Annotated in this window: 12 protein-coding genes, 2 tRNA genes and 1 pseudogene; 5 read left to right on the top strand and 10 right to left on the bottom strand. The window is 41.2% G+C overall.

The genetic code is table 11. The features are described from left to right. Positions 1–9 precede the first annotated feature (9 nt). The 3 genes from BWI96_RS10955 to BWI96_RS10945 all read right to left on the bottom strand — a co-directional run bounded on the left by BWI96_RS10955 (position 10) and on the right by BWI96_RS10945 (position 3,046). A complete protein-coding gene (locus tag BWI96_RS10955) occupies positions 10–1,302 on the bottom strand; it encodes a PepSY domain-containing protein (RefSeq protein ID WP_106636687.1) in 1,293 nt (430 codons plus the stop codon). Between the two features lie 224 nt (positions 1,303–1,526). Continuing rightward, entirely contained in the window at positions 1,527–2,687 is a 1,161-nt protein-coding gene (locus tag BWI96_RS10950) for a hypothetical protein (RefSeq protein ID WP_106636686.1), read from the bottom strand. A 47-nt stretch (positions 2,688–2,734) separates the two neighbouring features. Continuing rightward, on the bottom strand, positions 2,735–3,046 hold the full coding sequence (locus BWI96_RS10945) for a hypothetical protein (RefSeq protein ID WP_106636685.1): 312 nt from the start codon (positions 3,044–3,046) through the stop codon (positions 2,735–2,737). Positions 3,047–3,572: 526 nt separating this feature from the next. Between BWI96_RS10945 and BWI96_RS10940 the strand changes: the two genes are divergently transcribed. Then, positions 3,573–4,355 (top strand): alpha/beta fold hydrolase, encoded by a 783-nt coding sequence (locus BWI96_RS10940; protein WP_106636684.1) that lies wholly within the window; start codon positions 3,573–3,575, stop codon positions 4,353–4,355. A gap of 85 nt (positions 4,356–4,440) precedes the next feature. Here the strand turns inward: BWI96_RS10940 and BWI96_RS21920 are convergent, their stop codons facing one another. From BWI96_RS21920 to BWI96_RS10925, 4 genes and pseudogenes are all read right to left on the bottom strand, one after another. Beyond that, positions 4,441–4,599: a hypothetical protein gene (locus tag BWI96_RS21920; protein ID WP_198555235.1), complete on the bottom strand. Its 159-nt coding sequence runs from the start codon at positions 4,597–4,599 to the stop codon at positions 4,441–4,443. Positions 4,600–4,818: 219 nt separating this feature from the next. Continuing rightward, positions 4,819–5,844 carry a Holliday junction branch migration DNA helicase RuvB gene (gene ruvB, locus BWI96_RS10935; RefSeq protein ID WP_106636683.1) on the bottom strand — a complete coding sequence of 342 codons (1,026 nt, stop codon included), beginning with the start codon at positions 5,842–5,844 and terminating at the stop codon, positions 4,819–4,821. A 177-nt stretch (positions 5,845–6,021) separates the two neighbouring features. Further along, positions 6,022–6,525: pseudogene (locus tag BWI96_RS10930) on the bottom strand (HNH endonuclease); the annotation flags it as partial. 108 nt (positions 6,526–6,633) lie between these two features. After that, the gene (locus BWI96_RS10925) at positions 6,634–7,638 is read right to left on the bottom strand and encodes an ATP-binding protein (RefSeq protein WP_106636681.1); all 1,005 of its coding nucleotides are present in this window, start codon (positions 7,636–7,638) and stop codon (positions 6,634–6,636) included. Positions 7,639–7,955: 317 nt separating this feature from the next. Here BWI96_RS10925 and BWI96_RS10920 point away from each other — a divergent pair, with 317 nt between their 5' ends. From BWI96_RS10920 to BWI96_RS10910, 3 genes are read left to right on the top strand one after another with little or no spacing between them, the layout of a single operon-like run. Next, positions 7,956–10,181, top strand: a complete 2,226-nt coding sequence (locus BWI96_RS10920) for an ATP-binding protein (RefSeq protein ID WP_106636680.1) — start codon at positions 7,956–7,958, stop codon at positions 10,179–10,181. A 13-nt stretch (positions 10,182–10,194) separates the two neighbouring features. After that, complete coding sequence (locus tag BWI96_RS10915; RefSeq protein WP_106636679.1) at positions 10,195–10,617, top strand: response regulator; 423 nt, start codon at positions 10,195–10,197, stop codon at positions 10,615–10,617. Between the two features lie 6 nt (positions 10,618–10,623). Beyond that, the gene (locus BWI96_RS10910) at positions 10,624–11,181 is read left to right on the top strand and encodes a biliverdin-producing heme oxygenase (RefSeq protein WP_106636678.1); all 558 of its coding nucleotides are present in this window, start codon (positions 10,624–10,626) and stop codon (positions 11,179–11,181) included. A 70-nt stretch (positions 11,182–11,251) separates the two neighbouring features. Here BWI96_RS10910 and bla read toward each other — a convergent pair whose 3' ends face one another. From bla to BWI96_RS10895, 3 genes are all read right to left on the bottom strand, one after another. Then, positions 11,252–12,001, bottom strand: a complete 750-nt coding sequence (gene bla / locus BWI96_RS10905) for a subclass B1 metallo-beta-lactamase (protein ID WP_106636677.1) — start codon at positions 11,999–12,001, stop codon at positions 11,252–11,254. Between the two features lie 168 nt (positions 12,002–12,169). Continuing rightward, positions 12,170–12,254, bottom strand: a tRNA-Leu gene (locus tag BWI96_RS10900). Positions 12,255–12,293: 39 nt separating this feature from the next. Then, positions 12,294–12,366: transfer RNA gene (locus BWI96_RS10895), tRNA-Gly, on the bottom strand. A 306-nt stretch (positions 12,367–12,672) separates the two neighbouring features. Here BWI96_RS10895 and BWI96_RS10890 point away from each other — a divergent pair. Then, complete coding sequence (locus tag BWI96_RS10890) at positions 12,673–13,146, top strand: DUF4293 family protein (protein WP_106636676.1); 474 nt, start codon at positions 12,673–12,675, stop codon at positions 13,144–13,146. Positions 13,147–13,160 lie beyond the last annotated feature (14 nt).

Below are 13,160 nucleotides of genomic sequence, written 5' to 3'. Positions count from 1 at the left end.
AATACTCTTTTACTCTACTTCTGGTTTAATTACCGTTACTTCATCCGTAACCGCCAGGGGTTGAGCTACCTTGCGACGCACTACCGGAGCCGATCTACGGGGAGAATCAACCGCTGTTCTTCTTTGAACGGGCTTTTTACCTTCTTCCTTCTTGCCGCCTTTTTTTCTTCTCCCCCACCAAATCAGGAATCCGGTAACGGGCAAACTAGCTGAAATCAAACTGGCTAGGAAGGCCAGGATCTTCGTAGGTAAGCCCATCACAGCTCCCACATGCAGATCATAATTCATCCGACGGAGTTTATCGCCACCGTCCGCATCTTCGTATTTTCCACTGAAAGGTCCCGCCGCCTTTAGTGGTTTGAGAGTGAATTGATCGTACGTATAAACATCCGTTTTATAATAAGTCCCCGGCTTAAGATATACCGTGACACTGATGGCATCCTTGGGCGTTTGCGGCAGGTTCACAAACATGGCCTTCTGTGATTTTCCCTGATCCGTCAGATTCAGCCATACTTTATCAACACTAGTAATAGTAACCGGAAGGTTTTGGGTTGTATCAGACAGGGCTGTATTCCGTTCAAACGACAAACTGCGACCACCTGTAGTTACCCAATATAAGCCCTTACTAAACCACTGGAAACTGTATACCAGACCCGTTAAGGAAATAATGAGTAAGAAAAAGGTACTGTAAAATCCCCAAACATTATGTAAATCATAATTCATCCGTTTGAAGGTTCCATCCCATTTTACCTTGAAGCTTTTATCCCGATTGGCCTTATTCCACTTTTTAGGCCACCAGAGAATCATTCCACTAATTAAAAGGATAACAAAAATCAGGACAGCGACACCAACAACGGGCCGACCAATGTCATAAGGCATCCATAAAGCCCGGTGGCCATTGAGTATAAAACGGAAAAAGTCAAAGTCTCCGTCGTTTCCCCCACGAGCAATGGATTTTACCTTCAGCACCTCGCCTGTATAAGGATTTATATATACTGAAGTGTATTTGCTACCCCGTTTTTTGCGATCAAACTGACCCACAACGGCTGCTTCGTTCGGCTTTGTATAGGTTAGCGAAGTAGCTTTCTTCCCTTCTAATTTCTTCTCAGCAATGGCTATTAATTGTGAAGGAACCAGATAGGGTTTAGGTTGCTCTTTAACAAAACGCCAGCTTTCGGTCATATCACGGATTTCTTCCTGGAAGACGTAAATACAACCCGTAATACTGACAATAAATACAATAATTCCCGAGGCCAGGCCGAGCCAGAGGTGAACTTGTCCGATGGCTTTTTTAAAAGTCATGGCTAGATTTGACTAATTAGTTATGAGAAAACTATACTTTGTGGAAGTACGCATTAAGAATCTAGTGAGCGACTCTCTAGAGGTATGACTCCAAAGGTAGTATATAAAATTTATATCTATTTAGTATAAATAAAAATAAGCTAAGACATTCTACAAAAATGCTGGTCGTAAAACATCGACTATCTATTTTCTAGAATGTCTTAGCTGGAAATAGTCATTAGAATTTATCTCCTTGGTATGGGCTCTATAGTAATAATTGCTTTACCAGTGGAAAATTCTTTTGTTCTTGCCCAATGCTCGTTAAAAGGAGGATTAGGATACCCTGGAATTGCCTCTTCATCCCAATATAAGATCTTATCGTCCCACCGAATGATGGCATCATATAGCATATCATGTCCACCTGAAACCTGTAGACTATACGTAGAAGAAACATTATTGGTATTACTGGTATTGCTTCCAAAATTTGGCCCATCTTTTATTGAATTGGAATAATTGAATCCAAAAGTTGAGCTTATTCCTATCGTTATACTTTGTGTATAAGAAGTGGTAGCATCTTCTTCCATTAATACTACTTTTATTTGGTCACCATACTGCTGCATGTTCCATGGTACCAATTCCAATGGAGTTGGCAAAATATACTGCTTAGTACTTGATCCATAATACCATTGATTATTTTGATGATATAAATTTACAAGCCCTAGGAAAGGAACATCAAACCATTTATTAACTATTTCAACAGCATTATTCTGATTATTTATACCTATTACTTTTACAATAAATTCTAGGTCACCATCTGCAAAAGAAGGATACCCATCATAATCTGTTATTTGGTCGTCAACAAGTTCTTTTATTATATCAGAGTTAACCAACTGTATAGTAGTTAGATGTTCTGCATATGAGCTATTAAAGCTACCCGTAGCATTACCAATAGTAGGTGCTATATTATAATAAATGTAGTCCCGAGGATACTGTAAATTATTCTCATAAGCTAACTTTACTTTCGAATCAAACTTGTCATAGGTTGCAAGGCGACTACCTGAACTTAATTTAGTCCCATTCAGATTGTTGAATGACTCGTCAATAAATGAGTAATTTAAATCCCTGATTACAAATGAGTTCAGTTGTTTTACTCCTCTAACCTTCCCATTGTTCACCTGTATTCTTTCATTATCCTTAACCACAATAATCGGATAATCTGGAAAAATATTTAGTGCTAATTCTTCTTCTTTGACATTAACATCATAAGTCATCATAAACTTATGGTTATTTTTTTTTCTGTAAACTTTATTAGGGAAAACCGCTACTTTAGGTATTTGAATAGATGTATTCCAACTTTCTGCATTGAAATTCACAACACTAGGAACTAAAATTGTCAATACTGGCATACTATTGACAATTCTGATAAATTCTTCTTTATCTCCATAAATAGAAGCTAAGTATTCATGAAAACTAATATTTTTTCAATTATTTCATCTTTTACTAAATGAAATAATACGTCCGTATCTTTATTAATCCGTTTGAGAGAGGCTTTTTTTAATAATATTCTTACATTTTCATTCTTTAGAGATCTCGCAAGGACTTGAGAAAATATATTTCTGTTTTTCTCAATTTGTTCTTCTGTCAAACCAGAACCATTTTCATTTTTAATTGGGTCTACTATCGGGCTTTCTTTATTACAAGAAAGAATAGTAATCATTGTCAAAGCTACGGCAAAAATTGCCTTAATTAGTGTAAATTTAAGCATAATAATAGAGATTTAGTTAAAAGATAATAACCCAATAAACTAGCTTGTTAATAACAATATGTTATTAACAATTATTTAATAGTTAGAAGGAAAAAGGATATTTACACTTAAAATCTATAGGTGTTTAAAACAATCAATGCTCTGTCAGAAAAATCTATTAATAAGCATTTCAACTTATTATACTTTATCGCTCAATGTTATAATAAAACAAATATAGTTTATTTAGACTTAATAAAAATAATTATTTATAAATTTTATTATCCTCTCTGAAAATAACCCTCAATGAAGTATTAGGCTTCTCTTCTAAAGATGTAGATCACTAAATTTGTATAGGGTAGATCAATGCAAGCCTTATGGCCATCATTCATTAGCATTAGTAAAACAGTACGGGTAATGCCAGGAGGAAAACTTAGACTTTGTTGTCATCATTACTTGGCATTTGCAATAGCTGATCAAAGAGTAGTGTAGAAAATATATCTTTAATAGGCTCTTTTTAAGCCATTATAATCATCGCGACTTTATTTGTATGCAGTTAGTAACATATACCAAGTCAGGAAATGGCCCGGAACCTTTGCTGGCTTTTCATGGCATTGGGCAGGATCATACCGCTTACGAACCTTGGGTGAAGCTTTTGGGAGACCGATATACGATTTACGCCTTCGATTTACCTTTTCACGGCATGAATACCAAACGGCAGGTTCATCCCATTACGCTCGATAAAACTCAATGGAAACAGCAAATTTCGGACTTTCTGAAAAAAGAAGGCATTGTCCGCTTTAGCGTAGTGGGTTTCAGCATGGGTGGGCGATTTGCCCTGACTACGGTTGAAATGCTGCCTGATCAGGTTAACAAGCTATACCTGCTGGCTCCCGACGGCATTCTAAAGAATCCTTACTATACCTTCGCCGTTCGAAATCGATTAACCCGGCGAATTTTCAAATACGTTACTTTCAACCCTTCTCTGGTCATGAAATGGACGGGCGTTGGCGAACGTATGAAAATCATTCATCCGAGCATGTCCCGTTTTGTACACTGGATGCTGGATTCTCCTGAGAAACGGAAGCGGATTTTTTTATCCTGGGTTTCGTTTCGGCATTTCCATTTTTCGTTGTCCTCCCTCATCACCCTTTTTAATCGGCATGCTTTACCCATTCAATTTTATATGGGTGAATTTGACCGGATGATGCCTCCCGATTCTGTTCTACCCCTTACCACTAAGATTCCCACAGCCCAGCGATTTATTCTCAACTCGGGTCATAATCACATGATCGAAAAAACAGCAGAATTTCTAGCTCAACAGAATCCATAAAAAAAGCCCTGGATGTTGATCCAGAGCTTTTTAAGAAAATATATTTATCAATTAAGGTTGATGTCAATCAGAAGAGGAAGACAAGTTAAGCAACATCTGTTGTCACGTCTGTCTTGATTTGCTGGATTACTTTTCCAAACGTATGCTGAATTCCTTCCCATGCTCCCGTCAGGATACAGATTGGAATCAGAATCGGTGAAAAAATGATCCACTGCAAGAGCCGATAATGGTTCAAATTTTTCATTTCACTAGGGATTTAGGTGGTGTATTATTCAACTCCAGTAATTCCGCTAAAAGGTAATCATTGTTCCAGTCGAGTATAAATATACTGAATGGTGCTTCTTGCTTACTTTCTTTCTTAGCTATGAATTCAAAATTAATAAATTATCGAATAAAACAAAAAATTCTTGCCATAATTCAATAAAATATTCTCATAAAATCTAGTAAAATGAGCCATTGAACTTTAAAAAAGCTCCCCTGTCCGGTATTTTGGCAAAATCCCCAAATGACTATACGCCTTTTCCGTCGCTTCTCTACCTCGGGAGGTACGCTTGAGATAACCTTCCTGAATCAGAAAAGGCTCATATACCTCTTCAATCGTTTCTGCCTCTTCTCCTACGGCCGTGGCAATGGTAGATAAACCCACAGGTCCCCCTTTGAATTTCTCGATGATGGTGCTCAAGATACGATTATCCATATCATCCAGACCATTATGATCGACATCCAGAGCCGCCAGGGCCATTTCCGCGATGTCAACGGTGATACGCCCGCCGCCTTTTACCTGAGCAAAATCCCGCGTGCGTCGCAGGAGGTTATTAGCAATCCGTGGTGTTCCGCGACTCCGCCGGGCAATTTCAAAGGCTGCCTGTTCTTCCACTGGCATGTTAAGAATACTACAGGAACGCTTGATGATGGTTGTTAGTAACTTCGCATCATAATATTCAAGTCGGGCATTAATTCCAAAACGAGCTCGCAAAGGTGAGGTTAATAAGCCCGCCCGCGTAGTTGCTCCAATCAGCGTAAAGGGATTCAGTCCAATTTGTACACTTCGAGCATTCGGCCCTGAATCCAGCAGAATATCGATTTTATAATCTTCCATCGCAGAATATAGGTATTCCTCTACGATGGGATTCAGTCGGTGAATTTCGTCAATAAAAAGAACATCGTGCGGTTGCAGGTTGGTCAGCAAACCCGCCAGATCACTCGGTTTATCCAACACGGGCCCTGACGTAATTTTAATACCCGCCCCGAGTTCATTCGCAATAATGTTGGATAAGGTCGTTTTTCCCAAACCCGGAGGGCCGTGTAGCAACACGTGGTCCAGGGCTTCTTCCCGCATTTTTGCCGCCGAAACGAATATTTTCAGGTTTTCAAGAATCTTATCCTGGCCCGTAAAATCGCCAAAACTTAAAGGCCGAAGGGCTCTTTCTACTTCCCGATCATCTTTCGATAGGGTTTCTCTGTCCCCTTTCAAATAATCTTCCCGCATGCTTCAGTCACAGTTTAATATCTACTAGTCAAATTTAGCAGATTCTGTGCGGCAAAAGCCAATTCCCGGATGGAATGTCAAAAATGATCCTGAATTACCCGCAGGATTCCGAAGAAAATCAGTGGGCCACTCTTCACATGCACTCGGCTCAAGCTTTCGTAACTTAATTAACAAATTTCTTCTCTTTTCGAGTGAGAAGGGTAACCAGCTTTCATCATTAATACCCGAGAAGTCCCGGATGAACATAATAAATGAAGGCTTATAAGGTCGCTGCCGCAGCACCATTCCGGCTTCCTCAGGGGTGAAATCACCTTTGCGGGAGTTACAGCGTTTGCAGGCCGTAGTAAGGTTGTCCCAACTGGATTTGCCGCTTCTGGATTTAGGTAGTACGTGGTCCAGCGTCAAATCATCCGATGTTCCACAGTATTGACACTGGTGGCCATCGCGTCTAAAAATATTCTGACGCGTTAACATCACTCCCCGATAAGGCAAGTATACGTACTTGTGCAGGCGAATAACCGTCGGCAAGGGAAAAGATTGAGAAATGCTCCGAAGGTTTTCCGTTTGAGACTCTGAAATCAAATCGGCCTTTTTAAGGTAGACTAGTAAAAAAGCTTTGGCGACCGAGCATATCGTCAAGGCTGAGTAATCCTGATTCAGCACTAATACTTTTCTGCCCATGGTATTACGAGAGTTTTGACGCTAAGCAAGTTAACGTTTTTACTTTACAATAACGGAGCGGACACAGAAAAATAATATATGGGTAAAGAAAAGCTTTTCCGCTGGCTTTCAACGGGAATGAAGGGGGAGGGTTATCGTCAACACCGTTCCTTTTTGTGGGATGGAATGAGCGACTATTTTTCCCTGGTGACTTTCTACAATTTTCTTACAGAAGGCTAAACCCGCTCCGTAACCCGGCGAATTGCGGTTGAGCTGATTGAATAACCGGAAAATATCTTCCTTATATCGGTCATCAAAACCGATACCATTATCCAGAATTCGAATTTCAACAGATTGGGAATGTAATTCGGCTTCAATTCTGATCTGCAAAGGCCGACTGGGGTGTGCGAATTTGGCGGAGTTATCTAAAAGCTGATAGAAAAGGGTCTGAATCATCGTTCCCTGCCCTTTAATAACGGGTAACTGGGTTTTCTCCAATACTGTTGTGTTGAGTCCGTTTTCATCACTTACACGTAGCCAGCTTTTTTCTACCATCTCGTTGAGATCTATAGATTTCAACGTCCGTTTTTCATTGGTTGCAAAAGACGTGTATTGGCGAATGGAATCCAGCAATTGCAGAGCCTGGTAGCTTTGATCGTTGGTTACCTGAAGTAACATTAGGCTTTCGGCAGTAATCTGATTCTGGGTATTCCCCCGAATCATATCTATATAGAGTAAAATCTTACGCAGAGGCTCTCGCAGGTCGTGAGCAAAGATTTTATTCATTAATAACCAGTCGTTATCCAGCGAAGTAAACGAAGCAGGTTGCCGCTCTTCATCTTTGGGCTTTAGGGTAATTTGAAAAGTCTTCTGATCGGCCAACCGGGTTTCATGAATCTGGTAATGAAACTCAATACATGTAATTTCCGGGTTTAGCAAAGTCAAGGTTCCCGTAGGTTGGGCTTGTAAGCGTTCCCAGGTTGCTTGTAGAAGAAAAAGATCTAAGGGTTGGTCAAGAATATGAATAGCTGAAAGCCCGGTTATCTGTAGCAGATGATAACTGAAATCTAAGATCATTCCGGAAGAAGATACAGTGATGAAGCCAGCGGTCTCCTTCGTATCTGAGTGATTCATACCTTAATTAATTCCTATCAAATGGGAGCAGTTTCCAGCACAATACTGAGGAATCCAACCTACCCGATTAATTACCTAACCTGCATAAGCAGTCAAGTGTTTTATCAGATGATAATTACTTAAACCTCTATTTTATGAGCCAACAAATTAAGATTCAATCTTTTGGATCCGGTTTAATTTCCTCGTCTGTCCTGAAATAAAATCGTAATTTTAAAACTCCATGCTTTTGTCTGGTGTTAAGTATGAACTTTCCCCCGGCTTTTAATTTATCCTGGCTTTAATACTGGCCAGCACTGATTGAACAGTATCCCAAAGATATGCAAAATATAGATATTCAGGCTTGCGAACACGAACCCATCCGGCATTTGGGACATATTCAGGCTCATGGTTATTTATTAGCCGTTGATGCCTCTTTTCGAGTTCGTCAGCTCAGTACTAACTTAGAAGAATTACTCGCCAGTACGGCCGAAAATATTATTAACCAGCCGCTCCAATTGCTTTCAATGAAGGAATTAAAAGGAGGGGAGCTGGTTCAGTTAATTCAGATTGCCCAAAAGCAGGGCTCTTTTGAAGGCATGACGCCCTTTAACGTCCATATTGATGGCCGGGAATATTACCTGGTTATTCATCTCATGGATGATTTATATATGCTGGAATTTGAACCCAAAAATGAGGTTCTTTTTCCGGGCACTTTGCAGGTTTTGGTCAGCCGGGTCATGTCCAGTATGCAGCAAAGCAAAAGCATTCAGGAGCTACTGGAACGCGTGGTCGTGGAAATGAAGGCTATCACACAGTATGACCGGGTCATGATTTACCGTTTCGACGAAGATTGGAACGGCGAAGTAGCGGCGGAGGCCAAAGAAGACCATCTGGAAACTTTTCTGGGCCTGCATTATCCTGCCTCTGACATTCCTAAACAGGCACGTGAGTTATATAAAACGAACTTTGTTCGGACGATCATTGATTCCCAAGCTCGCTCGGTTGCGATTTATCCGGGCATGAATATGGAAACCCGGCAGCCTCTGGACCTGAGTCAGTCTATTCTACGGGCCGTTTCTCCCGTTCATATTGAGTATCTGAAAAATATGGGCGTTCGCTCCAGCATGAGTTTCTCGCTTTTATACAAAGGGGAACTCTGGGGGCTGATTTCCTGCCATCATTACGATGATCCACGTCTGGTTGACTATAACTCCCGAATGTCTGGGAAAATGATTAGTCAGCTTCTTTCAGCGGCTTTGGAATTCCGCAAGGACGAGGAAGATCTGAGCATGGTTAATCGTCTCTGGCGGAATGAACAGATACTTTTCGAGCAAATGCAACGCGACTGGAATGTCGTTCAGGGCTTAACCCAAAAGGCCACTACAGTTCTGGATATATCGCTAGCCTCTGGAGCGGCTTTGCTCTTTGAAGGGAAGGTACATACCGTTGGAAAAACGCCGTCTGAAAGCCAGATTTTAAAAATAGCTGATTGGCTAAAAAATAATAAGGTAGATACCATCTTTCACACCCATCAGTTTTCCAAAGTTTTCGGCCCCGCCATCGACTACCGCGACGACGCATCGGGCATGATGGCTATCGTGATTTCACGACAGTTGGAAGAATACCTGATCTGGTTTAAGCCGGAGGTTATGCAGCAAGTGGCCTGGGGGGGAAATCCAGATGATAAACAGGTATGGACGGACGAAGCTGGAAGAAACCGCCTGAGCCCACGGAAGAGTTTCGCGAAATGGACGCAATTGGTTAGAAATACCTCCGAATCATGGAAGCAGGCTGAAATCAATACGGCCTTGAAAATTCGAGAGGATATTCTTCAGATTGTTACTCAAAAAGCCAATCAAATCCGCATTTTAAATGAGCAGTTAAAGTTAGCTTACGAAGAACTAGACACGTTCAGTTATACTGTTTCGCACGACTTACGGACGCCGCTGGCTTCGATCAAGACCTATTCAGAAGTATTTCTGATGGATTATGGTGATCGGCTCGATGAGGAAACAATTCCCCTTTTTGAGAAAATTGTTTCTGCCAGTAATAAGATGAGTGATCTCATCCGGGAAATTTTACATTATGCCCGTAGTGGTCGTACTGAAATGTCGGCGGAGCCTCTTCCTATGAAAGATTTATTATATAACTTAAGGGAAGAACTGTTAGTTACTAACAAAAATGAATTACTAACCATTGACATTGGAGAGACCCCACCGATCAAGGGCGATAAAACCATGATTATGCAGGTTTTCACCAATTTATTGACTAATGCCATTAAGTATTCTCAAACGGCTGAACATCCTTGCGTTACTGTTAAGGGCATTCAAACGAACGAGGAGGTTATTTATTCCGTCACGGATAATGGCATTGGTATTGATATGAATCAAAGTGGTAAGGTTTTTGATTTATTTAAACGGTTAGATAATGCAAAGGAATATGAAGGGCATGGCGTAGGGCTGGCCATCGTTAAACGGATCATGCAAAGGCACCATGGTAAAGTATGGTTCTTTAGTGAGCCGGGCCGTGAGACTACCTTTTATGTTTCATTTCCCCTAGCCTAAACTTAATACAGGTATGATTGATGTATTGTATGTAGAAGACAACCCAGATGATGTTGACATATTCAAACGGGTTATTGGAAAAATAAATCAGCCTCCTACTTATAAAGTTATTACGACCGGTAATGAAGCCGTTGATTACGTGTTGAGCCGGGGTAACTACCAAACAGAGGAAGCTATTCTTCCTAAAATGTTATTACTTGACCTAAATCTACCTGGTAATAACGGTTTTGAAGTTTTACAGCAGATTCGTTCCAATGCCAAAGGACGTTATCTGCCGATTGTCGTTTACAGTACTTCAGACAACCCTAAGGATATGCGGGAAGCTTTCGATCTGGGGGCGAACGCCTATCTGGTGAAACCCGGAGGTTACCGCGAGGTAAGCGATATGTTGCAACGGGCTCTGGATTTCTGGCTCGCTCAAAAAGCCAATCAATAATTATTCATGGGAGAAATTTTAAGTCAGCTTAAAGAACAGACTCGGGAGTTACACGAACAAACCGAACAATTGTTTTATACCGATGCTTTGAAAGGCGGAACTTTAACTACCGATCAATATAAGCATTTATTACAGGCTCATCTGGCCTTTCATAAAGCTCTAGAAGTTGCCTTAAGTACAATTGATAACTATCCACTGGAAGAACGCCGGAAAGCCGCCTGGATTGAAGCCGATTTAACGGCCATACAAGCATCTCCCAAGACCGCTCCTAGCACCGTTTTCGAAGGATGGAATACATCAGAATTACTGGGGGCCGCTTACGTAGCGGAAGGATCCATGCTGGGTGGACAGGTCATTAAACGCTGGTTACAGGCTCATCCTGAATTAGGGACATATGCCGGAGAATCAAAGTTTTATAATGGATACGGTAAAAATACAGGCGAACGCTGGAAGTCTTTTGGTACCTATCTGGTAACAAATGCAGCAGGACATGAGCCTGCCATTGTAGAAGGAGCGAAGAAAGCATTTAAAGCTTATCAGGCTATTTTCAAGGCAGTAGCTTAAATAAAGCTGTATAAAAAGAGGCTGTTTCACCTAATGAAACAGCCTCTTTTTTGTGTGCATGAATGCCTGTTTAAAGCTTGGAAGCACTGAATTTTTCCACCAAATGGAACGTATGCTCCAGGGCTTTATGGTCTCCCCAGGTATCATGTCCTGGAATGACCCACCTGGGAGAGCCAAATGCTTGCATCAGTCGTTTCATCGACTTTCCCCATTCTTTCAGGTTCGCATCCGCGATGTTACCCATGCCGAAGGTGGCTACGCTTTTCACCAGACATCCTCCGTGCAGAATTTTATAGCTGGGTAACCAAACCACTATGTTGTCGCTGGTATGGCCTTCTCCGGGAAAATAACACCGGAAAGGTACTTTTCCGATAGTAAAGCTCGTATCAGACGGCAAAATGGCCTCAGGTGACTCATAACCTTCTTTGATTGATTTCTGAGCCGTCAGGGGCGTGCTAATGACACGAACGCCCGCTTTCTTTAATTCGCTTATGCCCCCTACCCGATCGTCATGCGAGTGCGTCACGATGCAGAGCTTTACAGGCTGATGCAAATGCTGGTCGACCCAGTGCAGAATTTGTCGTGTATTATCGGTATCTGCTTTCGTATCCCAGCCAGTATCGATTAATACGACACCCTCTTTTGTGTTTACGATCAGTCCATTGGAAGGAATCGCCTGATTCTGATAAATGCCATAAGTAACGTGAACATAGACATCTTTCTGAAGCTGACTCACTTCTAGAGGCGGCTTTTTGATAGTCTGGCCTTGCGTTATTCCCAACGAGAAAGCGGAAAGAGCAAGAATAATCAGAATACGCATGAGTATTAGGTAAAGATTTGTATTGAGAAGGAAAGTTAATACATCTCTTTCAAAAACGAAGCTCACGAAAAAGCAGGATAGAGAATGAAACCCGATGATCAGACTTCATTCAAACCAAAAGGATATATAAAGAAAAAGCCTGACAAGCGATTGCTTATCAGGCTTTTGTACCCGGGACGAGACTCGAACTCGTACAGGCATCACTGCCCAAAGGATTTTAAGTCCTTCGTGTCTACCATTCCACCACCCGGGCCTCACAAAAAAAGCTCCGACCTGCGGAGCCTTTATGCTGAGCGAAAGACGGGGTTCGAACCCGCGACCTCGACCTTGGCAAGGTCGCGCTCTACCAGCTGAGCTACTTTCGCTTGTTATTATTTTTACTGTGTTACCCGTCGTTTGGGAATGCAAATGTACGCTCGAAAAAAGGGGTTTGTCAAGAGTAGAAGTAAAAAAAGTTACGGTTTTTTTTACTCAAGTTATTTCTCAAGCCAATAAATATCTAAAAATCAATAACTTATTTCTTGAAAATATTTTTAAAAAATCTATTTAACTTTGATACTAGTCATTTCATTAATTCTCCATTTAACTTTACACACTCATCATCTAAGCGAGTTGGGAGGTTTTTGTGATGATCCTTTATCGATGTTTAATAACTCCCATTTGAAAAGTATATGCTTCAGCGTCCCCAAACTTTATTTCTAGCTCTGATTATTGTTTCTATGGGTCTGTTTCTTGGTTTTCCCGTTTGGGAAAAAACCGTCGGAGGACAGTCCGCTACTTTAAGTGCTTTTTCTCTAACTTATACCAACGCAGCAAGTCAGGTTGTAGAAGAATCCAAGTGGTATCTAGCGGCTTTAGCCATTCTTGCGGCGGGTCTGGCTTTGTTTTCGCTGGTTCAGTTTACGAACCGCGTTCGGCAAATGCTCTTGAATCTGGTAAATACATTGGTAATGATTGCCCTGCTGGGTCTTTCTACATACGAATCTCACATTAAAGCAAATGGCTTATTTAATCCTGAAACGCCCGGTAGCTTTAAAATAGGCTTTTTTGCCATTGCTGTGGCTCTTCTTGCCAATGTAGCAGCCAATCGCTTCATCCGAATTGATGAAAGAAAAGTGAAAGATGCCTTCGAACGTCTTCGCTAGTAAGTCAATTACTG

Source organism: Siphonobacter sp. SORGH_AS_0500 (assembly GCF_002838835.1).
GTDB lineage: Bacteria > Bacteroidota > Bacteroidia > Cytophagales > Spirosomataceae > Siphonobacter.
Note: the sequence above shows the minus strand (reverse complement) of the source record. Positions and strands in the feature narration are given on the sequence as shown.